Origin of the sequence: Ferrovibrio sp. (genome assembly GCF_041906005.1) — a bacterium.
Taxonomy (GTDB): domain Bacteria; phylum Pseudomonadota; class Alphaproteobacteria; order Ferrovibrionales; family Ferrovibrionaceae; genus Ferrovibrio.
In genome coordinates this window covers 331,941-354,419 of the sequence record NZ_JAYRJY010000001.1, presented here as the reverse complement: position 1 = coordinate 354,419, position 22,479 = coordinate 331,941, and the positions used below count along the sequence as shown (strand labels likewise).

Here is a 22,479-nt window from a genome sequence, read left to right as displayed (position 1 = left end):
GGTCCGATGCGTCTGATCGTCAACGGAAAGCAGCATACCTACCAGGGCTCGCCGCTGAAGCGCCTGAGCGACGTATTACGCGATGACCTGGGCCTGACCGGTACGAAAGTCGGCTGCAATGCCGGCGATTGCGGCGCCTGCACGGTGATGCTGGCAGGCAAGCAGGTCTGTTCCTGCCTCACGCCGGTCGGACAGGCCGTCGGCCAGCCGGTGGTGACGGTCGAGGGACTGAAGGCCCATGGCGCATTGTCGCGCCTGCAACGCGCATTCCTGAAACATGGCGCCGCGCAGTGCGGCATCTGCACGCCTGGCATGCTGATGGCGGCGACCGACCTGCTGGCCGAGACGGCGCGGCCGAGCGAAACCCAGGTGATGGATGCCATCGGCGGCGTGCTGTGCCGGTGCACCGGCTACCGCAAGATCGTCGAAGCCGTGCTGGATGCCGCACGGACTCCCGATCTGCCGGCGCAACCCGAACTGGGCCAGGCGGTCGGTGCCCGGACGGTGAAAGTCGACGGCCAGGCCAAGGTGGAAGGCACCGAGAAATACGGCGCCGATTATATTCCGGCCGATGCATTGTGGCTGCGCGTGATCCGCAGTCCGCATGCCCGCGCCACCTTCACGCTGGGCGATTTTTCGGATGTGATCCGCAAATACGGGCTGGACCGCGTGTTCACGGCGGCCGACGTGCCGCGCAACGGCTTTGCCATTTTCGAGGCCAAGGACCAGCCGGTGCTGGCCGATGGTCTGGTGCGCTATCGCGGCGAGGCGGTGATTGCCGTGGTGGGGCCGCGCGAGGCGGTGGAAGCCGTGAAGCCGGATGAATTGCCGATCCGGTATGTGCCGGAAGATCCGGTCAGCGGCGTGATCGCTGCCGCCGCAGCGGATGCCAAGCTGGTGCAGGCCGACAAGCCGGGCAACGTGCTGATTCGCGGCAACGTCACCAAGGGCGATGTCGAGCAGGGCTTTGCCCAGGCCGCCGCCATTGTCGAAGGCCAGTTCCAGACCAGCTTTGTCGAGCATGCCTATATCGAGCCGGAAGCCGGCTGGGCCATCCGTGTCGGCGACCGCATCGAGATCCATGCCACCACCCAGGCGCCCTACATGGACCGCGACGAGGTGGCGAGCGTGATGCAATTGCCGCCCGACCGCGTGCGCATCGTGCCCACGGCTTGTGGTGGCGGCTTTGGCGGCAAGCTGGATGTTTCCGTCCAGCCGCTGATCGCCCTGGCGGCGTGGAACCTGCATCGTCCGGTCGCCTGCGTCTACACGCGCCCGGAAAGCATGGCTTCCAGCACCAAACGGCATCCGGCCCGCATCAAGGCCAAGTTCGGCGCCACCAAGGATGGCAAACTGGTGGCTGTCGAGACCCATGCCGATTTCGATACCGGCGCCTATGCCAGCTGGGGGCCGACGGTCGCCAACCGCGTGCCGGTGCATGCCAGCGGCCCGTATCTGGTGCCGCATGTAAAGAACCGCAGCTGCGCGCTGTTCACCAACGCGCCGCCGGCGGGCGCTTTCCGTGGCTTCGGTGTGCCACAGGCCGCCATCGCCCATGAAACCCTGATGGACGATCTGGCCGACCGGCTGAAAATCGACCGGCTGGAAATTCGCCATCGCAATGCCCTGCGTGCCGGCGATCTGACTGCGACCAGCCACAAGCTGGAACATTCGGCCGGCCTGGCCGCCTGCATCGATGCGCTGCGCCCGCAATGGCAGGCCCTGAAGGCCGAAGCCGAAGCCTTCAATGCCCGACGCAAGGGCGTGCGGCGCGGCGTGGGCATCGGCTGCATGTGGTACGGCCTCGGCAATACCTCGATCTCGAATCCCTCCACCATGCAGATCGCACTGCGCGCCGATGGCCGGGTGTTTTTCTATAATGGCGCGGTGGATATCGGGCAGGGCTCGAACACCATCTTTGTGCAGATTCTGGCCGATGCGCTGGGCGTGACGATGGATCGTATCGACTACGTGATGGGCGATACCGACCGCACGCAGGATGCCGGCAAGACCTCGGCCTCGCGCCAGACTTTCGTCTCGGGCAAGGCGGTGGAACTGGCTGCCCGCGACCTGCGCGGCCAGATTCTGCGACTGGCCAATGCCGGCGATCAGGCGAAACTGGCTTTCGATGGCGCGTTGCTGGTGGTGGAGGATGGCGGCGTGGTGCGCCGCATCGACCTGGCTGCCCTGCCGAGCCTGAACGACAATGGTGACGTGCTGATGGGCGAAGGGCGGTTCGATCCACCCACCACCATGCTGGATGCCAATGGTCAGGGCGTGCCCTATGCCACCTATGGCTTTGCCGCGCAGATGGCGCTGGTCGAGGTGGATACCGAACTTGGCACCGTGAAGGTGAAGAAAATCATTGCCGCACATGATGTCGGCAAGGCGGTGAATCCAACCCAGGTGGAAGGCCAGATCCATGGCGGCATCGCGCAAGGACTGGGCCTTGCGCTGATGGAGGAATACCTGCCGGGCCGCACCGAGAACCTGCACGATTACCTGATCCCCACCGTGGGCGACGTGCCGGAGATCGAGGTGCTGATGATCGAGGATGCCGAGCCGCTTGGTCCCTTCGGCGCCAAGGGGGTTGGCGAGCCGGGCCTGGTGGCCACGGCACCGGCGATCCTGGGCGCCATCCGCCATGCCACTGGCGTGCGCGTTACCGAAGTACCGGTGCTGCCGCACCGTTTGCATGCGGCACTGAAAAACCTGCCGCAGGCGGCAGAGTAAGGGGAGGAGGGCAGCCATGACCGCCGTTGCCACCACCGAAGCCGTCAAGGACGACGTCGTTCGTTGCGATGCCTGTCCGGTGCTGTGCCGCATCCGTCCGGGCAAGGCCGGCGCCTGCGATCGCTACGCCAATGTCGAGGGCGTGCTCACCCGCGTCGATCCGCTGATCATCACCGAACGCGCCATCGCCCAGGGTGGCAGTGTCACACCCTTCCTGTCGGGCAGCGAGGGCTGGAACGGCAGCGTGGCGGCACCACCACCCGCAGCTTTCGTCACCGGCGTCGGTGCCGGCACCACTTATCCCGATTACAAGCCGGCCCCCTTCATCGTCGCCTCGCAGCATGACGGCGTCGACATGGTGACCGTGGTGACCGAGGGCATTTTCAGCTATTGCGGCGTGAAGGTGAAGATCGACACCGACCGTTACCTGGGCGCCGAACAGGCCGCCGTGCGGGTGAATGGCGAGGCGATCGGCCACGTCACCACCACGGAATACGGCTCGCAGATGCTGTCGCTGGGTGGCGTGCATCACCTCACCGGTGGCAGCAAGAAAGAAGGCACCGTCACCTGCGACGCCCTGCTGGCGCTCTGCAACAAGCAGGCGGTGACCGTACAGATCGACGGCGGCGCCGAAGTGGTGATCCAGGCCAACAAGCCGCCGGTGGTGAACGGCAAACCCGAGGCGCGCATGCGGGTGGGCTGCGGTTCCGCCACCATCGGTATCTTCGCCAAGCAGTGGCAGGGGCATGCCGACGAGGTGATCGTCGTTGACGACCACATCACCGGCGTGTTGACCGAACACCAGGCCGGTCGTTTCCTCGACATGAAGCTCTCGGGCATCCGGGTGCGCGGCCGCAAATCGACGCCGGGTCGCTATTTCCAGGTGGCCGATCCGGGCTTGGGTTGGGGCGGCACCAATGTTTCCGATCCGCTCGAGATCATTGAAAGCATCGATCCCAAGACGGCCTGGCCGGGCATGCGGCTGCTGATGGTTTCCACCACCGGCGAGCACAGCGCCTGGTATGTATTGGACCAGAACCTGAAGCCGCAGCCGGCCGAAATGCCGGCCCCGATCACCAAGGTGGTCGAGCGCATCGCCGAGAATTGCGAGCCGTCGCTGTGTACCGTGCTGTTCATGGCTGGTGCCGGCGGCAGCTTGCGCGCCGGCGTGACGGAAAACCCGGTGCGCCTGACGCTTTCGGTGAAGGATCGCCTCACGCGCGTCACTTCCGGTGGCGCGCCGGTCTATGTCTGGCCGGGCGGTGGCATCACCTACATGGTGGATGTGGCGCGTATGCCCGACAATTCCTTTGGCTACGTGCCGACGCCGGCCCTGGTGGCGCCCATCGAGTTTACCCTGCGGCGCGACGATTACGCCGCGCTGGGCGGCCATATGGATTATGTGGTCCAGCTTGATGATGTGCTGCAGACCGGCCGTCTCAGCAAGCTGGCCTGGCGCCCGGACAATCCCTGGCCGATCACGAAGCCGACCGCCGAGGAGCAGCCGTGACCGGTCAGCCGCCCAGCGCCGTCTGGCTTGGTGGCCGTGATCCGGCCGCGCCGCGGCTGCATCTGCAGCACGGACCGATCGACCTGATCGTCGAAGCCTTCGGTCCGGCGGCGGAGCGCCAACGCGCCTATGAGCAGGCCGTCGCGCGCTTCCAGGATATCCTCGGCGTTTTGGTGAGTGAGTTGCATGAGTTGCGCCGGCCGTTGAGCAAGGTGCATCCGCTGCTGCGTGGCCCGGTGGCACGCCGCATGGCGGCAGCCTGCTGGCCGTATCGTGATGTCTTTGTCACGCCGATGGCGGCCGTGGCGGGGGCAGTGGCGGATGAAATCCTGCAGGCGATGCGGCACGACACGGCGTTGACCAAGGCCTATGTGAATAATGGCGGCGACATCGCTTTCCACCTGGCGCCGGGTGAGTCGCTGCGCGCGGCTGTAATATGCAATCCCGATCTGCCGCATCTGGATGCGGTTGCGACACTCTCATCGGAACACGCTTCGCGCGGGATCGCTACTTCCGGTTGGCGTGGGCGTTCGTTTTCGCGTGGGATTGCCGATGCGGTGACCATTCTGGCGACGAATGCGGCAATGGCAGATGCCGCGGCGACAATGGTGGCGAACGCGGTGAATATCGATCATCCTGCCGTCGAGCGCCGGCCGGCCAACAGCCTGCGCGACGAGTCCGACCTGGGCGATATTCCCGTGACCGTGAACGTAGGTACACTGCCGTTATTTGCCGTAGAGGAAGCCTTGTCGGCTGGTCTGCGTCGCGCGCAGGATTTGCGCCGCGCCGGACTGATTCACGCGGCATTCCTCTCGCTGCGGGGCGAGCATCGCAGTATCGGCGGCGAGACGCTGCTGGCCAGTGAACGAAAGGCAATGGGGTAGGGACATGGTATCGGTCGAGGTCCGCAGGATCGTCTGCATCACCGACGAGATTTTCCACGATGGCGGCGCGAAGGTTGCCAAGCCGCCGCGCCGCGGCGTGATCGGGGCGCTGGTGAAGAATCCCTATGCCGGCCGTTATGTCGAAGACATCACGCCGATGATGGAGGCGCTCAAGCCCGTCGGCGTCGAGCTGACGCGCCGGCTGGTGGCGGCATTGGGCGGCAATCCGAAAGAGATCGAGGCTTATGGCAAGGGCGCCATCGTCGGCGCCGGCGGTGAGCTGGAGCATGGTGCGCTGTGGCATGTTCCCGGTGGCTATTCGATGCGCGAGGTGCTGGGCAATGCCAAGGCCATCGTGCCATCGACCACCAAGCTGGCCGGCGTGGGCAGCCGCATCGACATTCCGCTGCATCACATCAATGCCGCCTATGTGCGGAGCCATTTCGATGCCATTGAATTCTGCGCGCCCGACGGGCCGCGCGACAACGAGATCGCGTTCATCCTGGCCATGAGCACGGGTGGACGCGTGCATGCCCGCGTCGGCGGCCTGCAGGTCCACGAGATCAAGGGCGAGGACGGGCAGCGATAGGGGTTAAGGAAGAGTGATTAGCGTACCCGCGTTTCGGGGGGATCCACAGAACTATCACCAAGGAGGCAGATTATGGATCGCAGGACCTGGTTGAAGTGGAGTGCAGCGTTCGGTATCGCAGTGGCTGGTCTGATGGGGAGTGGCGCCCAGGCGCAGGACACCATCAAGATCGGTGAGATGAATTCCTACAAGAACTTCGCCGCTTTCCTCGAGCCCTACAAGAAGGGCTGGGAACTGGCGGTGGAGCAGGTCAACGCCAGCGGCGGCCTGCTGGGCAAGAAACTGGAGATCGTCAGCCGCGACGATAACGGCCAGCCCGGCGACGCGGTGCGCATCGCCGAGGAATTGCTGACCCGCGAGAAGGTCTCGTTCCTGATCGGCACCTTCCCGTCCAACGTGGGCCTGGCCGTGGCCAGCTTCGCGAAGGAGAAGAAGACCCTCTTCATCGCCGCCGAGCCGCTGACCGACAAGATCGTCTGGGACCAGGGCAACAAGTACACCTTCCGCCTGCGCGCCTCGACCTACATGCAGACGGCCATGCTGGTGCCGGAAGCGGTGAAGCTGAAGAAGAAGCGCTGGGCCATCGTGTACCCGAACTACGAATACGGCCAGTCGGCCACGGCAGCCTTCAAGAAGCTGATGAAGGAAGCCCAGCCTGACGTCGAGTTCGTGATCGAGCAGGCGCCGCCGCTGGGCAAGATCGAGGCCGGCGCGGTGGCCGATGCCATCGCCGCCGCCAAGCCGGATGCGATCTTCTCGTCGCTGTTCGGGCCCGATCTGGCCAAGTTCGTGCGCGAGGGCCAGACCCGCGACCTGTTCAAGAACATGCCGGTCTTCAACCTGCTGGCGGGCGAGCCGGAATATCTCGACCCGCTGAAGGACGAGGCGCCGGTCGGCTGGTGGGTCACCGGTTACCCCTGGTATGCCATCAACACCCCGGAGCATAAGGCTTTCGCCGATGCCTACCAGAAGAAGTTCAACGACTACCCGCGCCTGGGTTCCATCGTTGGCTACTCGATGGTGCAAAGCGCGGCGGCCGTGATCAAGAAGGCCGGCACGCTCGACACCGAAAAGCTGGTGGCGGCGATGAAGGGGCTGACGCACAGCACCCCGCTGGGCAACATCACCTACCGTCCGCAGGATCATCAGTCGACCATGGGCGCCTATGTCGGCAAGATCGGCCTGAAGGACGGCAAGGGCATCATGACCGACTGGTATTATGCTGACGGCGCCAAGTTCCTGCCGTCGGATGCCGACGTCGCCAAGATGCGCCCTGCTGACTAAGGCGGCCGGGTAATACACTCCAAGGCCGCCCCCTGCCCATGGCCGCGAGGCCGCAGGGCAGGGGGCACCTTCTTCCTTCTTCCTTCCTGCTCCACGGGTCGCGGCCTTGCTTGCCAATATCGTCATCCAGTTCATGAACGGCCTTGCCGGCGCGTCGTCGCTGTTTCTGGTCGCGGCCGGTCTGTCGATCATCTTCGGCGTCAGCCGGATCGTGAATTTCGCTCATGGCTCGCTGTATATGCTGGGCATATACCTGGCCTACAGTCTGATCGAATTCTTCGGGCGCAGCTCGATCTTCGGATTCTGGGGCGGTGTGCTGGGCGGCGCCATCGCCGTCGGCCTGATCGGCGTGGCGATCGAAGTGGTGGTGTTGCGCCGCATTTACCGCGCGCCCGAATTGTTCCAGCTGCTGGCCACGTTCGCGCTGGTGCTGGTGATCAAGGATGCCGCGCTTTATTTCTGGGGCGCGGAAGACCTGGTCGGCCCACGCGCCGCCGGCCTGCGCGGCGCCGTCGAGATTTTCGGCAAGCGTTTCCCGCAATATGACCTGGTACTGATCGCCATTGGCCCCGTCGTGCTTGGCCTGCTGTGGCTGTTGATGAACCGCACTCGCTGGGGCACGCTGGTGCGCGCCGCCACGCAGGACCGCGAGATGGTCGGCGCCCTGGGCGTGAACCAGAGCGGCCTGTTCACCAGCGTCTTCTTTCTCGGCGCCTTCCTGGCCGGCTTGGGCGGTGCGGTGCAGATTCCGCGCGAACCGGCCCAGCTGATGCTGGATATCACCGTGATCTCCGATGCCTTCGTGGTCGTGGTGGTCGGCGGCATGGGTTCGATCGGCGGCGCGTTCCTCGCGGCACTTCTCATCGCTCAGGCCAAGGCGTTCTGCATCGGTCTGGGCGACGTGTCGATTTTCGGCATGGTCTTCTCCTTCAGCAAATTCACCCTGGTGGTGGAATTCGTGATCATGGCCATCGTGCTGGTGGTCCGGCCGCTTGGCCTGCTCGGCAAGCCGCAGGGCGCCCAGCGCGGCGCCGCCACGGTCGAACCGCCGCTGTATCCGCTCAGCAAACCCTTCTGGTATGCCGTGTTCGGCCTCGTCGCCGTGCTGGCATTGATGCCGTTGGGCGGCGACGATTACATGCTGGTGCTGCTGATCGATATCGCGGTGTTCGCCGTGTTTGCCGCCACGCTGCATTTCCTGATGGGGCCGGCTGGCATGGTGTCGTTCGGACATGCCGCCTATTTCGGGCTGGGCTGTTATGGCGCGGCGCTGGCATTGCTGAAACTCAAACTACCGATGGAACTGGCGCTGGTTGCGGCGCCGGTGTTGTCGGGCCTCGGGGCGCTGGTGTTCGGCTGGTTCTGCGTGCGGCTGTCTGGTGTTTATCTCGCCATGCTCACGCTGGCCTTCGCCCAGATCGCCTGGTCGGTGATCTATCAGTGGGATGCCTTCACCGGTGGCTCCAACGGCCTGATCGGTCTGTGGCCCAGCGAATGGCTGAAGGATCGCACGGCCTTCTATTTCTTTGCCCTGGTGATCTGCGCCGCCAGCATCATCTTCCTCTGGCGGGTGGTGCATGCTCCTTTCGGCTATGTGCTGCGGGCCGGGCGCGACTCCGCCCTGCGGGCCGATGCCATCGGCATCGATGTGCGGCGCTTCCAGTGGTTCGGTTTCATCCTGGCTGGCATCTTCGCCGGACTGGCCGGCGGCCTGTTCGCGTTCTCCAAGGGCAGTATCTCGCCCGAGACGCTGGCGGTCTCGCGTTCGGTGGATGGCCTTGTGATGGTGCTGCTGGGTGGCGTGCAGACCCTGACCGGCCCGGTGGCCGGCGCGGCGGTGTTCACCTGGCTGCAGGATTCGATTGCGCGCAACACCGAATACTGGCGCGCCATTCTCGGCCTCACCATCCTGGTGATCGTGCTCGCTTTCCCGCAGGGCATCGCCGGCTTCATCAAGCAGGCAACGGCCCGATTTACCAGCGCGCGTGAGCGGGAGGTCGTGCGATGAGCGTTCTTTCCGTGAAGGGCCTGCACAAATCCTTTGGTGGCGTGCAGGCAGTGCAGGATGTGAATTTCCAGGTCGCCGCCGGCGAATTGCTGGCGCTGATCGGCCCCAACGGGGCGGGCAAAAGCACCTGCTTCAATATGCTGAACGGCCAGCTCAGGCCCGATACCGGCGAGGTGACCCTGCTCGGCCGCAGCCTGGTCGGCATGGCGCCGCGCCAGATCTGGCGCCTGGGCGTCGGCCGCACCTTCCAGATCACCGCCACCTTCAATTCCATGACGGTGCGCGAGAATATCCAGATGGCGCTGCTGTCATTCCATAACGGCCTGATGTCGTTCTGGCGCCCGGCCAATGCGCTCTACCGCGACGAGGCGCTGGCTTTGCTGGACCGGGTCGGCATGGCCGACCAGAGTGAACGGCCCTGCGGCATCCTGGCCTATGGCGACCTCAAGCGCGTGGAACTGGCGATCGCGCTGGCCAACCAGCCCAAATTGCTGCTGATGGACGAGCCGACGGCCGGCATGGCGCCGACCGAACGCATCGCTCTGATGGACCTGACGGCGAAGCTGGCCCGGCAGGACGATATCGCCGTGCTGTTCACCGAACATGACATGGACGTGGTCTTCGCCCAGGCTGACCGCATCATCGTGCTCAACCGCGGCCGGCTGATCGCGGAAGGCAGCCCGGCCGAGGTGCGGGCGAATCCGGAGGTACAGGCGGTGTATCTCGGCTCGGGTGCCGTATTTGCCGGGGAGGGCCACTGAGATGCTGACGATCGAAGGGCTCAACACCTATTACGGCCGTGCCCATATCCTGGCCGACCTCGCGCTGCAGGCCAATCCCGGCGAAGTGGTCGTGCTGCTGGGCCGCAATGGCGCCGGCAAGTCCACCACGATGAAATCGGTGATCGGCATGGTGCCGGCGCAGAGCGGCAGCATCACCTTTGACGGTGCCCGGGTGGACCGCATGCCGTCGCATCGCATCGCAAGGCTTGGCCTGGGCTATGTGCCCGAGGAACGCCGCATCTTCACCGATCTGACGGTGATGGAGAATCTGGCCGTCGGCAAGCAGCCGCCGCGCGAAGGGGCGCCGACCTGGACGCCGGAACGCCTGTTCGAGCTGTTTCCCAATCTCGGCCGCATGAAGGATCGCCCTGGCGGCCGCATGTCGGGTGGCGAGCAGCAGATGCTGACCATCGCGCGCACGCTGATGGGCAATCCGCGCCTGATCCTGCTGGATGAACCCTCGGAAGGTCTGGCGCCGGTGATCGTCGAGCAGATGGCGAAAACCATCCTGCAGTTGAAGGACGAGGGCCTGTGCGTGCTGCTGTCGGAACAGAACCTGCATTTCGCCCAGATGGTGGCCGACCGCGCCTACATCATCGAAAAGGGCCGCATCCGCTATTCCGGCACCATGGCTGAACTGGCGGCCAATGCGGCCGTGCGCGAACAGTATCTTTCGGTGTGAGGACGGCGTTATGGGTTGGATTGTCGGGATCGATGTCGGTGGCACTTTCACCGATCTGATTGGGATCGAGCCGTCGTTGGGCGCCGTTGCCCTGGCGAAGGTGCCCACCACGCTGGACAACCAGGCCTTCGGCGTGCTCGGTGCGCTGGAAAAGGGTGGTATCGCCCTGCCACAGGCCGACACCATCGTGCATGGCACCACCACCACCACCAACGCGCTGCTGGAGCGCAAGGTGGCGCGCGTCGGCCTGATCACCACCAAGGGCTTCCGCGACAGCCTGGAACTGGGCCGTCGCACCCGGCCGCAGGCCTATGGCCTGACGGGAGGATTCGAGCCGCTGGTGCCGCGTCAATGGCGCCTGGAAGTACCCGAGCGCATGGATGCCGATGGCGACGTGGTCGTGCCGCTGGACGAGGCCGCCGTGCGCTCGGCCGCCCAGCAGCTCAAGGCCGCCGGCTGCGAGGCGCTGGTGATCCATTTCCTGCACAGCTACATCAATCCGGCCCATGAAAAGCGCGCGCTGGAGATCGTGGCCGAGGTCTGGCCGAACGGTTATGTCACCGCCGGACACCAGTTGCTGTCGGAATACCGCGAATACGAACGCGGCACGACCGCGTGCGTGAATGCCAGCGTCCAGCCGGTGCTGCATCGTTACATCGAGCGCCTCAATGGCGAGCTGAAAGGCAAGGGCTTCGGGCGGGATCTTCTCGTCATGCAGGGCAATGGTGGCACCATCGCCGCCGGCATCGTGGCCGAGGCCGCCGTGAATACCGTGATGTCGGGTCCGGCTTCCGGCGTGATGGCGGCGGCCTATACCGCGCGCGCCGCCGGCCTGCCCAACGTGATCACCTACGATATGGGCGGTACATCGTCTGACGTTGGCCTGATCCAGGATGGCGTGCCGCAGGTTTCGTCCGAGCTTGAGATCGAATATGCCATGCCGATCCATGTGCCGATGGTGGACGTGCATACCATCGGCGCCGGCGGCGGTTCGATTGCTTTCATCAACGAGGCCGGCATGCTGCAGGTCGGCCCGGAAAGCGCCGGTGCGCGGCCGGGCCCGATCTGCTATGGCCGTGGCGGCACCAAACCGACCATCACCGACGCCAACCTGGCGCTGGGCCGGCTCAATCCAGACGGCCTGCTGTCGGTCGATAACAAGGTCTCGCTGCAGGATGTGAAGAATGCCATCGACCACGAGGTTGGCAAGCCACTGGGGCTGAACACCGACGATGCCGCCGCCGCGATCCTGCGCATCGCCAACGACAAGATGGCCGGCGCGATCCGCATGGTCAGCTTAAGTCGCGGCCACGATCCGCGCGACTTTGCCCTGTTTGCCTTCGGCGGCGCCGGACCGTTGCATGCGGCCGCGCTGGCTCGCGAGCTGGGTATTCCGAAGCTGCTGATCCCGGCGCGGCCGGGCATCACCAATGCGCTGGGCTGCGTGGTGGCCGATCTGCGGCACGATTATGTGCGCACGGTGAACAAGCCGCTGGGCGTGCTGCCCGACGGTCTTGTGGCCGAGGTGCTGGAGGGCCAGATCGCCGAGGGCATGGCGACACTGGAGCGCGACGGCGTGAAGGTGGAGGAAGTGCAGGTGCTGCATTCCGCCGACATGCAGTTCCAGGGCCAGAGCCATCTGCTCACGGTGGCCGTGCCCGACAAGGGCATCACCCGCGACGCCTTGCAGAAGGCGTTCGAGGAGGCCTACTGGCAGCGGTTCGAGGTCGAATTGCCGGAAATCCGCGCCGTGCTGGTCAATCTCCATACGGCCGTGATCGGCCGGCGGCCGCAGCTTTCGCTCGATCGCCTGCTGGCCGCCGAACCGGCGAAGGATGTTGCCGGGGCTAAGAAGGGCAGCCGCAAAGTCTGGTATGATGCCGGTGGCTGGCAGGACACGCCGGTCTATGACCGCGAGCGCCTGCCGCGCAACGCGGATTTCGCCGGCCCGGCGATCCTGGAACAGCTCGACACCACGGTGGTCATCGAGCCCGGCAATCGCGTGCATGTTGACAAGCTGGGCAACCTGATCGTTGCCGTGACTGCGGAGTAGGGACCATGGCAAACAAACCCATCGACCCCGTCACCCTCGTCGTCATCCAGAATGGCTTGCAGCAGGTCTGCAACGAGATGGATCTGGCCTTCTGCCGCGCCGCCTTTTCGCCAGTGATCTCTGAAGCACTGGATCGCTCCGATGGCATTTACGATGGCGATACCGGCGAGCTGATCGCCCAGGGCGAACTTGGCCTGCCGGTTTTCGTCGGCACCATGCAGTTCTCGACCCAGGCAGTGATCGAGCGGGCGCGCAACACACCGCTGCTGGCACCGAAACCCGGGGATGTCTATATCGTCAACGACCCTTATCTGGGCGGCACGCATCTGATGGACGTGCGGTTCGTCAAGCCGTTCTTCTACAAGGGCAAGCTGTTCGCCTGGCTGTCCAATACCGGGCACTGGCCCGATATCGGCGGCATGGTGCCCGGCGGCTTTTCGGCCAATGCCACCGAGGTGGAGCAGGAAGGTCTGCGACTGCCACCGGTGAAGCTGTACAAGGAAGGCGTGCTGGACGAGGAAATCCTCTCCATCATCCTCAGCAACATCCGTATCGCCGACCAGCGCATCGGTGACATCAAGGCCCAGGCGGCGGCGCTCGCCATCGGCGAAAAGCGGCTGGCGGCCCTGTTGGACCGTTACGGCGCCGATGTGGTGAAGCAGGCCATTCAAGAACTGAAACAGCGTGCCAGCCAGCAGATGCGCGCCCGCATCCGCACCATCCCCGATGGCACCTATCACGGCGAGGCCGTGGTGGATTCCGATGGCGTGGTGGACGAGCCCCTGCTGATCAAGATGAAGGTCGACAAGAAGGGCGAGGAGCTGCATTTCGACATGACGGGCTCCAGCCCGCCCTGCCGCGGGCCGATGAACAGCGTGATCGCCACCACCTATTCATCCATCTATCTCGCCGTGAAGCACATCTTCCCCGATGTGCCGATCAATGCCGGCACCTTCGAGCCGCTGAAGATCGCCGATCCGCATGGCACCTTCCTCTATGCCAAATATCCGCGCCCGGTCTCGGGCTGCGCGGCCGAGGTCAGCCAGCGCATCGCCGAGGCCGTGTTCAATGCTTTGGTGCAGGCGATGCCCGACCGGTTGTTCGCCGCGCCCGCCGGCACATCGGGCAATCTGGCGCTTGGCGGCTATGATCCCAAGCGCGACCGCAGTTATGTGATGTATGTGATCTCGGGCGGCGGTTATGGCGGCTGGCATGGCGGCGACGGGATCAGCAACGGCTGTTCGACCATCGGCATTTCCAAGACCACACCGATCGAGGTGATGGAGCAGTATTATCCGGTGTTGTTCGAGGAATACTCGCTGCATGAAGGTTCGGGTGGGGCAGGGCAGCATCGCGGCGGCTTCGGCGTGAATTACACGATCCGCCTGCGGCGTGGCGAGGCGCGCGCATCCATGGTGATGGATCACGGCCGCACCGGTCCGCGTGGCGTGCTGGGCGGCGAAGATGGCGGCCTGAATACCGTGGCAATCGAAACCGTTCAGGCCGACGGCACCCGCACCTATGTGCCGCCGCATCTGTCCAAGGATCAGGATATCGAGATCAAGGTCGGGGACCGTCTGCGCGTCTCCACACCGGGTGGTGGCGGCTACGGTGATCCGACCAAACGCGATCCGGCCCTGATCGCCCGTGATATCGAACGCGGCTATTACACGCCGCAGCAGATTGCCACGCGTTTCGGCGTCACGCCGCCCGCGCGCACGGCTGCCGAATAGGCGATGCTGGCCGAACTCGCCGTCTGGGCCGGCATTCAGGCCGATCCGGCGGCGCGGCGGCTGGGGTATGCGAAGGCGGCCGTGTCGTTATGGTCGCGGCGGCGGCGTTGCCATAAAGCCTGGGCCGAGCATGAAGTGAACACCCGCGATTTCGCGCTCAGCGTGGCGCGGGATTGCCGCCGGCAGGATAGGCTGTGGCTGCTGGGCGGCGGCACGCTGGCCGACCTGCCGCTGGCCGAATTCAGTGCGCAGTTTAAACAAATCCTGGTCTTCGACATCGCCTGGCTTGCTTCTGCACGGCGGCTCGCGAACCAATTCCCTAATGTGGAGTTGCGTCTGGCAGATGTGACCGGCGTGGTCGGGCCGCTGGCGGAATGGCGCGCCGGCCTGCCGCTGCCGATTCCGTCGCCGCGCGCGGTGATGGAGCTTGATGGCGTACCGCCGGATTGCGTGCTGTCGCTCAATCTGCTGTCGCAACTGCCATTGCTGCCGATGGAGTATGCGCAGAAACATGGCATCAGCCGCACCGGAGCGGAAACCTTCGGCCGTGCCATCGTGCAGGCGCATCTGGATGGCTTGCGGGCCATCGCCTGCCCGGTCGGACTGGCGGCGGATCGCCGCCGTATCTGGCGCAGCCGCGCCGGCGAGGTGGTGATGAGCGAAGATGCCCTGCTGGGCGTGGATTTGCCCGCGCCTGACCGGGAATGGCGCTGGGCCGTGGCGCCGCGTGGCGAAATCGATAACGAAACCAGTCTGGATATCACCGTGCAGGCGTCACGCTGGGGCAGCGCAGAAACGTAGTTACTTCTTCACTTCCTGCACAGAGTCGATAACGAAGCCGCGTTCGGGCGGGAATTTGCGCATGATCGTGCGGCGCACTTCATCGTCGTTGGTCGCCTGAAGCTCGACGTAATTGATCTCGCCCCATTTGTCGTCGAGCTGGCGGTGCTTCTCGCCCATCATATGGGCACGGCGGACTTCGGAATTGTAGATGCCGATGCTGAAGGTCTTCACGTTGGCTTCGGCGGCCACGGCCTTGCTGGCGAGTTTCTCCAGCTTGGCGACTTCCGCCTCCAGCTCGAATTTCTGCTTGGTGAGTTCCGCGATTTTCTGCTGGGCGGAGCGGGTCAGCTTTTCCAGCTCGTCCATGCGTTGGCCACGGCGCACCACCTCGGCGGCGCTCCACTCATAGGCAAGAATCTGCCGCTTATGCTGCGAGATCAACTGCAGCACGATGAATGTGGCGCCGGGTACGCCGATCAGAAGGGCGCCCATGATGAGCCAGAAGCTGGTCATGCCTTTAGTGTTAGCCGAGTGCGAGAATCCCTACAAGGTGCTGAAATAGCTCCTAAAGTCTGGACACGCCGGGCGGGTATTCCGGGACTCGGCGCGGTGGCGGCGGACGAGGGAAAGCTTGACCCGGGAAGGGGGGCGGTTTAAGAAGCGCCTGCCCTGTGGCGGGGGTAGCTCAGTTGGTTAGAGCACCAGGTTGTGGCCCTGGGGGTCGGGGGTTCAAGTCCCCTCTCTCGCCCCATGAATTCGAACGGCCGGTCAAGGCGTTAGCTCTTGGCCGGCCGTTTTTCGTCAGGTTCGGCCGCTGGTGGTTTGGGCTGCCGGCCCGCCGGAACGACTCCGGCTTTTCTCGCTCCGTTGCCGTTAGGGAAGTCTGTTCACTCCGCCGCCGCCGCCATGGTTACCGGACCGGGGAAGCCGGCTTCGATGGGCAGGGCCGGGTCACGCGACCATTCGTTCCAGGAGCCAAAATACAGCTTCACATTCTCGATGCCGGCCTCCTTCAGGGCGACAAGCGTGTTCGAGGCGCGTGCGCCCTTGAAGCAATACAGCACCACCGGCGTCCTGGCCGAGATGCCGACGGTGGCGCATTCGGCCAGGATTTCTTCCTTGCTCTTGAACATCGGGCCGGAAGCGGTCGGCTTCATCATGCGATACCATTCGATCCACACGGCGCGCGGGATGCGGCCCTTGCGGGGGCAGAAATCCTTGCCATAGGGCGACGAGCTTTCGCCGATCCATTCATCCACGTCGCGGGTATCCAGGATCGCCACGGCCTTATCGGCCACGGCTGCCTTCATCCCCTCCAGATCCAGCAGGATGCCGGCGTTGGCGCCGCTCAGCGGGAAGGTTTTCGGTGTCGGCATGGCGGGATCGGTGGTGACCGGCAGGTCGGCGGCGACCCAGCCGGCATAGCCGCCGTGCAGGATTTTGATTTTCGGATAGCCCAGATAGCTGAGCAGGACATAGCCGCGGCAGGATTGGCCGAAGCCGGTATTCATCGACTGTTCGTAGACCACGGCGGTTTCGCTGCCCGACAGTCCGGCGGCCCCGAACACGGCGGCGAATTTCTCGCGCATGGCGGCCACGCCCTCGGGTGTCGAGGTGGCCAGGTAGGTGAAGATGTCATGGATGTTGACCGCACCGGGCAGGTGGCCGGCGGCATAGGCATCGGGGTTGCGGGTATCGATCAGCACCACGCCGCCCAGGCTGGTCAGGGCAGACAGTTCATTGGGGGAAATCAGCACGCTACCGCTCATGGCACGCTCCTCTGCTGGGTTGCCGAATAGACGGAACGGTCTATTCAATTCAAGGAGTGTGCCAGCGGAAATCTGGCAATGATTCCAAGGCCGGCCGCCTCCGGCCGGGTTTGGTCATGCTCAGGATTCGGTCAGAAGCCTGAAGAGGCAGGACGAAAAAGATGCCAGCGCTGCGCGTAAATCGCGCAACTAGATCGGCATTCTAGGGCGGGTCACTCGCGCAGCCAGACCTGCGTGCGGCCCAGCAGCGGCGTGCCGATATAGCCGCGCAGGCGCAGTTTGTTGCCGCCATCGGTGAGGCTGAGCTTGGCGTTGTAGATCTTGCCGTTCTTGGGGTCGAGAACGGCGCCGCCCGCCCAGTCGCCGCTATCGGGCTTCAGGCCCCACAGGAAGGTCATGCCGATCACCGGCTGATTCTTGCGGTCGCCTTCGCAGGCTTCGCAGACCGGGTCGGGTTTTTCGTCCGGCCGGTAGAAGATCTGAAGGATGCGGCCCTGCAATTCGCCGCCCACTTCGCGGATTTCCACGATGCTGCGCGGGGTGTTGGTTTCATCATCGATGGTTTTCCAGCGCCCCACGGGGACCGGCTCGGCGGCCCGGACAGGCTGAGCGGCAAGGCAGAGGACGGCCAGCAGCGCACCGGTCAGGATGGTTTTTTGCATTGCGGTCTCCCTGTCATAAATCATTTTTGTGCCGATCACGCATTCCCGCTCGGGTGGGGATCATTATAGTGTGAAGTCATGGCAGAGGAGAAGCGCATGAGCGAGCAGACCACGGGTGCGCGATTCCGTCTTGGTGTCGGCGCGTCGGATGACTGGCGCATGGCGGTGGATGGCTGCCTGCTGCAGCTCATGCCGCTCAGCGAGTCTGCCAATGTCGGTTTCGTGTATGTCAGCGACCGCATGGCCGAGCGCCTGCCGCAGATCCTCAAGCGCCTGAGCGAAGCCACCGGCATTGCCGACATGGTCGGCGCCTGCGGCTACAGCATTGCCGCCGGCGATACCGAATATTGTGACGAGCCGGTGGTGGCCTGCCTGGTCGGTACCGTGCCCGAGGGCAGCGCGACATTGTTCCGCCGACCGACCGAGCGGCCGCAGGGCTGGCTTGGCGTGGTGCATGCCGATCCCCAGGTGCCGGCTTTGCCCGAACTGATCGAGGATTTCGCCGAAGCCTGCGGCGCCTATCTGGTCGGCGGCCTGATCGCGGCGCGTGGCCCGCGGCCGCAATGGGCCGGCAGCGTCACGGAAGGCGGTGTTTCCGGCATCGTGTTTTCCGAGGCCCAGCCCGTGCTGACGGCGCTGACGCAGGGCTGCACCCAGCTTGGCGAGTTGCACACTGTTACTGCCGCCGACGGCAACATCATCCTCGAGCTCGACGGCCAGCAGGCCTATAACGTGCTGCGCGACAGTTTCTCGGTGCAGTCGCTGCAGGATCTGCGCAAGCTCTCCAATGGCCTGATGGTCGGCCTGCCGGTCAGTGGCGCCGATCGTCCCGATTATCTGGTGCGCAACATCATCGGCATCGATCCGCAGGCTGGCGGCATTGCTATCGGCGCCATGGTGGAAGAGGGCGACCAGCTTTTCTTCTGCCGACGCGACCCCGACAGCGCCGCGCGTGACATGGACCGCATGCTGGCCGATCTCAAACGCCGCTGCGGCGACCGCATGCCGCGTGGGGCCTTGTGGTTTTCCTGCATGGCGCGCTGCCAGGACCAGTTCGTGCAGGATCCCAGCGAGCTGGCCCGCATCCAGACGGTATTCCCCGATCTGCCGCTGGTGGGCATGTATTGCGGCGGCGAGATCGCCCAGTCGCGGCTCTACGGCTATACCGGCGTGCTGGCGCTGTTTCTGTAACATTTCTCCGGCAGGCTGGGCCGGAGGTGTCACATGACAAGCAGAAAAGAAGGCCCGCCGCGCAGCGGGTGGGCGCGGCTTGTGCCGGAATTGGTGGTGCAGGACCTGACCGCAAGTCTGATCTTCTGGCGCGATCTGTTGGGCTTTCGCGCCGCTTATGCGCGCCCGGAGCAGGGCTTTGTCTATCTCGAACACATCAGCGGTGCGCAGCTCATGCTGTGCCAGCGCAGCGGCAAATGGGAAACCGGCCCTTTGGAGCCACCCTTCGGTCGCGGTGTGATGTTTCAGATTTATCTCGATGGCATTGCGCCAGTCCTGGCGGCCCTGGAGGCGGCGCATTGGCCATTGCATACTCCGCAACGCGACATCTGGCGCAGGGTCGGAACGGTCGAGGCGGGCCAGCGCGAATTTTTCGTGCAGGACCCGGATGGCTATCTGATCATGCTGGCCGAAAGCCTCGGCGAGCGACCCTTGGCGACACCCGGCGCGGCCGTCGTCTAGGCTTCCAGCACGATACGGCCGATCACCTGGCCGGCCTTCAGCTTTTCCAGCGATGCAGTCGCCTGGTCCGGCGGTGCGGCCGTGATCGGCAGGGCGGGCAGGGCGGTCTGCCGCGCCAGTTGCAGCAGTTCCTGCAACTCGAGCAGGCTGCCGACATAACTGCCGCTGATGCGCAGGCCCTTCATCACATGCAGGCCGATGGAAATCGTTGCCTGTCCACCCAGCAGGCCAACGGTGACCAGATGGCCGCCCTTGCGCAGGGCGGCATAGGCGAAGGCGAAGCTGGCATCCGAACCGGCGAAATCCAACGCCGCCATCACGCCGCCGGTGCTTTTGAACAAGGCCTTGCCGGCATCGGCCTCGCGCGGATCGATGGCCGCCTTGGCGCCAAGCTGCATGGCGGCAGCGCGTTTCGCGGGATCAAGATCGGCCACGATCGGCGCCACGCCGGTCATCACTTTTGCCAGTGCCACGGCATTCAGGCCGACGCCGCCGGCGCCGACGATCAGCAGGTCGTGATCGGGCCGCAGCCGGCCGATCTTCTTCAAAGCTGAATAGGCGGTGAGGCCCGAACAGGCATAGGTGGCAGCCAGCGCGGGATCGAGGCTGCCGATATCGAGCAGGTATTTTTCGTCGGGCACCAGCACATGGCTGGCATAGCCGCCATCGGTGAAGATGCCTATGGCCTGCTGGGCGCCGGCGCAGATATGCTCGTTGCCATCGCGGCAGGGCGGGCAGATACCGCAGCCGATCCAGGGGAAGATCAGCCGGCGCTGGCCGGGTCTCGCCTGACTGGCTTCGGGGCCGGCCGCGGCAACCGTGCCGACGATCTCGTGGCCCGGCGTCAGCGGCAGCAGCGTGCCATTATTGGCGGCCACCACCTTCTTGCCGCCACCCAGGTCGAAATAGCCGTCCCAGATATGCAGGTCGCTGTGGCAGACCCCGCAGCGCTCCACCTTCACCAGGACCTGACGGCCGGCAGGCTGGGGCAGGGGCTTTTCCGCAAGGGCAAGCGGCTTGCCGAATTCGGCCACCTGATAGCAGCGCAGCATGGACATGGGCTTCCTCCTGTTCACTCGATGGTAGAAAGGCTGGCGGGCTGGAGTCCAGCCGCCAAACCGCTAAACTCGGGCGTAACGATACAGGGAGTGGAATATGCTGCAGCGTTTGTTCGACCTTACCGGCCAGGTGGCGCTGATCACCGGCGCCTCGCGCGGCTTCGGCCTGGAATTCGCCAAACTGTTTGCCGAGGCCGGGGCGCTGGTGGTGATCAACGGCCGCCATCCCGAAACCCTGTCCACTGCCGCCGATGTGGTGCGCAAGCATGGATTGGTGGAGACCGCCGCTTTCGACGTGGCCGATATCCAGGCCGGCGAGTCCGCCATCGCCGCCATCGAAAAGACCCATGGCAGGCTGGATATCCTGGTCAACAATGCCGGCATCAATATCCGCAAGCCGCTGCAGGATTTCACGCTGGACGACTGGCGCGCCGTGCTGGACGTGGACCTCACCGCCATTTTCGCGCTGTCGCGCGTCGCGGCTTTGGGCATGGCCAAGCGTGGCCATGGCCGCATCATCAATATCGGCTCGGTACTGTCGATCAAGGGGCGCGCCAGCATTCCGGCTTACACGGCGGCCAAGCATGGCCTGCTGGGCCTGACCAAATCCTTCGCCGCCGAACTGGGGCCGTCGGGCGTCACCTGCAACGCCATCGCGCCGGGTTATTTCGAGACCGAGATCAACAAGGAACTGATGGCGCGGCCGGAATTCGTGAAATTCGTCAACGACCGCACGCCATTGCGCCGCTGGGGCAAGGTGGAGGAACTGGCCGGCGCGGCGCTGTTCCTGGCCTCGCCGGCGGCATCTTATGTGAACGGCCATCTGCTCGCCGTCGATGGCGGCATGACCACCACCTTCTGAGGCTCCGCCATGTCTGTCGCCAGCGAGACCATGGGATTCGTTCCGGCCTATCCGACGCGTCATGAGACGCGCTTGCCGTTGCTGCAACTGGTGCGCACCCTGCGCGAGAACGCCATCGGCACCTACACGAAGGATACGTTCGAGCGCGACATCATCATCTACCGGCTGCTGTTCAAGCCGATGATCATGGCCAATCACCCGGAGCTGATCCGCCATGTCATGCTCGACAATGCCGCCAATTACGAACGCGACCCGGTCGGCAAGCGCATGCTGGAGCCCGGCCTGGGCAAGGGCCTGCTGACCAGTGAAGGCGCGTTGTGGAAACGCCAGCGCCGCATGATGGCGCCGATCTTCCAGCCGCGCCGCCTGGCCGGTTTCGCCGAGATCATGACGGAATATGCCGCCGCACTGGCGGCAAAGCTGGTGCAAATGCCGGCCGGCGCCAGTGTCGACATGGCCGAGCAGATGATGCTGCTGACTCTCGACATCATTGCCCGCACCATGTTCGGCGCCGATGCCAGCACGGATGTTTCGGCGGTGGGCACGGCGATGGACCGCTATCAGGTGACGGTGCGGCCCAATATCCCCGATCTGCTCGGCCTGCCGCGCTGGGTGCCGCGACCCGATGCAGCCGAAGGCCAGCGCGCCCTGGCCGAGATGGATGCCATCATCAACACCCTGATCCAGCGCCGGCGCGACCGCGCGGCACAAGGCGGCGAGATGGGCGGCGACCTGCTCGGCCTGCTGCTGGCAGCGCGCGACGATGAAACCGGCAGCATGCTGGATGACCACGAAGTGCGCGACCAGATGGCGACCTTCTTCCTCGCCGGCCATGAAACCACCGCCACGGCCTTGGCCTGGACCTGGTATCTGCTGGCCCATGCCCCGGCAGCGGAAGCGAAGCTGCATGCCGAACTGGATGCCGTGCTGGGCGGTCGTCCGGCCACCTATGCCGATTATGACAAGCTGGTCTATACGCGCATGGTGGTGGAAGAGGCGATGCGGCTGTATCCGCCTGCCCATACCACGGCGCGGCAGGCCATTGCCGACGACCGGTTCGAGCGGATCGAGATTCCGGCCGGCACCATGATCATCATTTCGCCCTGGATCATGCATCGTCACCGGTTGTATTGGCAGAATCCGGATGTTTTCGATCCGGAGAATTTCGCCCCCGAGAAAACCGCCGCACGGCGGCGTTATACCTATCTGCCTTTCGGCGCCGGGCCACGCATCTGCATCGGCCAGGGCTTTGCCATGATCGAGGCCGTTATTATCCTGGCGACGCTGGCGCAGAAATTGCGTGCCCGTCTGGCGCCGGGTGCCAGGGTGGCGCCGGTGGCGAAAATCACCCTGCGGCCATCGCCCGATCTGCCGATGACCATCCTGCCGCGTTGA

Annotated in this window: 19 protein-coding genes and 1 tRNA gene; 16 read left to right on the top strand and 4 right to left on the bottom strand. The window is 64.7% G+C overall.

Annotated features, from left to right (window positions below; translation table 11 throughout):
* Positions 1-6: 6 nt before the first annotated feature.
* The 11 genes from ACE3OO_RS01790 to ACE3OO_RS01740 all read left to right on the top strand — a co-directional run bounded on the left by ACE3OO_RS01790 (position 7) and on the right by ACE3OO_RS01740 (position 15,059).
* Positions 7-2,733 carry a molybdopterin-dependent oxidoreductase gene (locus ACE3OO_RS01790; protein ID WP_374299110.1) on the top strand — a complete coding sequence of 909 codons (2,727 nt, stop codon included), beginning with the start codon at positions 7-9 and terminating at the stop codon, positions 2,731-2,733.
* A gap of 16 nt (positions 2,734-2,749) precedes the next feature.
* Positions 2,750-4,243 (top strand): 6-hydroxynicotinate reductase, encoded by a 1,494-nt coding sequence (locus tag ACE3OO_RS01785; RefSeq protein ID WP_374299108.1) that lies wholly within the window; start codon positions 2,750-2,752, stop codon positions 4,241-4,243.
* Positions 4,240-5,127 (top strand): UPF0280 family protein, encoded by an 888-nt coding sequence (locus ACE3OO_RS01780; protein ID WP_374299106.1) that lies wholly within the window; start codon positions 4,240-4,242, stop codon positions 5,125-5,127. Before ACE3OO_RS01785 ends, ACE3OO_RS01780 begins: the two co-directional genes overlap by 4 nt.
* Positions 5,128-5,131: 4 nt before the next feature.
* Positions 5,132-5,716: an amino acid synthesis family protein gene (locus ACE3OO_RS01775; RefSeq protein ID WP_374299104.1), complete on the top strand. Its 585-nt coding sequence runs from the start codon at positions 5,132-5,134 to the stop codon at positions 5,714-5,716.
* 72 nt (positions 5,717-5,788) lie between these two features.
* On the top strand, positions 5,789-7,000 hold the full coding sequence (locus tag ACE3OO_RS01770) for an ABC transporter substrate-binding protein (RefSeq protein ID WP_374299102.1): 1,212 nt from the start codon (positions 5,789-5,791) through the stop codon (positions 6,998-7,000).
* Positions 7,001-7,106: 106 nt separating this feature from the next.
* Positions 7,107-9,008 carry an ABC transporter permease gene (locus ACE3OO_RS01765; protein ID WP_374299100.1) on the top strand — a complete coding sequence of 634 codons (1,902 nt, stop codon included), beginning with the start codon at positions 7,107-7,109 and terminating at the stop codon, positions 9,006-9,008.
* The gene (locus tag ACE3OO_RS01760) at positions 9,005-9,769 is read left to right on the top strand and encodes an ABC transporter ATP-binding protein (protein ID WP_374299098.1); all 765 of its coding nucleotides are present in this window, start codon (positions 9,005-9,007) and stop codon (positions 9,767-9,769) included. Before ACE3OO_RS01765 ends, ACE3OO_RS01760 begins: the two co-directional genes overlap by 4 nt.
* Position 9,770: 1 nt before the next feature.
* A complete protein-coding gene (locus ACE3OO_RS01755) occupies positions 9,771-10,472 on the top strand; it encodes an ABC transporter ATP-binding protein (RefSeq protein WP_374299096.1) in 702 nt (233 codons plus the stop codon).
* Between the two features lie 10 nt (positions 10,473-10,482).
* Positions 10,483-12,525: a hydantoinase/oxoprolinase family protein gene (locus ACE3OO_RS01750; RefSeq protein ID WP_374299094.1), complete on the top strand. Its 2,043-nt coding sequence runs from the start codon at positions 10,483-10,485 to the stop codon at positions 12,523-12,525.
* A 5-nt stretch (positions 12,526-12,530) separates the two neighbouring features.
* Positions 12,531-14,258 carry a hydantoinase B/oxoprolinase family protein gene (locus ACE3OO_RS01745; protein ID WP_374299092.1) on the top strand — a complete coding sequence of 576 codons (1,728 nt, stop codon included), beginning with the start codon at positions 12,531-12,533 and terminating at the stop codon, positions 14,256-14,258.
* A 3-nt stretch (positions 14,259-14,261) separates the two neighbouring features.
* Complete coding sequence (locus tag ACE3OO_RS01740) at positions 14,262-15,059, top strand: hypothetical protein (RefSeq protein ID WP_374299091.1); 798 nt, start codon at positions 14,262-14,264, stop codon at positions 15,057-15,059.
* Here the strand turns inward: ACE3OO_RS01740 and ACE3OO_RS01735 are convergent, their stop codons facing one another.
* Entirely contained in the window at positions 15,060-15,554 is a 495-nt protein-coding gene (locus tag ACE3OO_RS01735; RefSeq protein WP_374299089.1) for a hypothetical protein, read from the bottom strand.
* 161 nt (positions 15,555-15,715) lie between these two features.
* Here ACE3OO_RS01735 and ACE3OO_RS01730 point away from each other — a divergent pair.
* Positions 15,716-15,792, top strand: a tRNA-His gene (locus ACE3OO_RS01730).
* A 136-nt stretch (positions 15,793-15,928) separates the two neighbouring features.
* Here the strand turns inward: ACE3OO_RS01730 and ACE3OO_RS01725 are convergent.
* Both ACE3OO_RS01725 and ACE3OO_RS01720 read right to left on the bottom strand, forming a co-directional pair.
* A complete protein-coding gene (locus ACE3OO_RS01725) occupies positions 15,929-16,810 on the bottom strand; it encodes a sulfurtransferase (protein ID WP_374299087.1) in 882 nt (293 codons plus the stop codon).
* Positions 16,811-17,022: 212 nt separating this feature from the next.
* Complete coding sequence (locus tag ACE3OO_RS01720; protein WP_374299085.1) at positions 17,023-17,472, bottom strand: DUF2147 domain-containing protein; 450 nt, start codon at positions 17,470-17,472, stop codon at positions 17,023-17,025.
* Positions 17,473-17,568: 96 nt separating this feature from the next.
* Here ACE3OO_RS01720 and ACE3OO_RS01715 point away from each other — a divergent pair, with 96 nt between their 5' ends.
* Both ACE3OO_RS01715 and ACE3OO_RS01710 read left to right on the top strand, forming a co-directional pair.
* Positions 17,569-18,663 carry an FIST C-terminal domain-containing protein gene (locus ACE3OO_RS01715; RefSeq protein WP_374299083.1) on the top strand — a complete coding sequence of 365 codons (1,095 nt, stop codon included), beginning with the start codon at positions 17,569-17,571 and terminating at the stop codon, positions 18,661-18,663.
* A 33-nt stretch (positions 18,664-18,696) separates the two neighbouring features.
* On the top strand, positions 18,697-19,164 hold the full coding sequence (locus tag ACE3OO_RS01710) for a bleomycin resistance protein (RefSeq protein WP_374299081.1): 468 nt from the start codon (positions 18,697-18,699) through the stop codon (positions 19,162-19,164).
* Here the strand turns inward: ACE3OO_RS01710 and ACE3OO_RS01705 are convergent.
* Positions 19,161-20,222 carry an alcohol dehydrogenase gene (locus ACE3OO_RS01705; protein ID WP_374299079.1) on the bottom strand — a complete coding sequence of 354 codons (1,062 nt, stop codon included), beginning with the start codon at positions 20,220-20,222 and terminating at the stop codon, positions 19,161-19,163. The two genes, ACE3OO_RS01710 and ACE3OO_RS01705, sit on opposite strands and share 4 nt — an antisense overlap.
* A 97-nt stretch (positions 20,223-20,319) precedes the next feature.
* Between ACE3OO_RS01705 and ACE3OO_RS01700 the strand changes: the two genes are divergently transcribed.
* Together ACE3OO_RS01700 and ACE3OO_RS01695 are read left to right on the top strand one after the other, a co-directional pair.
* Complete coding sequence (locus tag ACE3OO_RS01700; protein WP_374299077.1) at positions 20,320-21,084, top strand: SDR family oxidoreductase; 765 nt, start codon at positions 20,320-20,322, stop codon at positions 21,082-21,084.
* A 9-nt stretch (positions 21,085-21,093) separates the two neighbouring features.
* Entirely contained in the window at positions 21,094-22,479 is a 1,386-nt protein-coding gene (locus ACE3OO_RS01695) for a cytochrome P450 (protein ID WP_374299075.1), read from the top strand.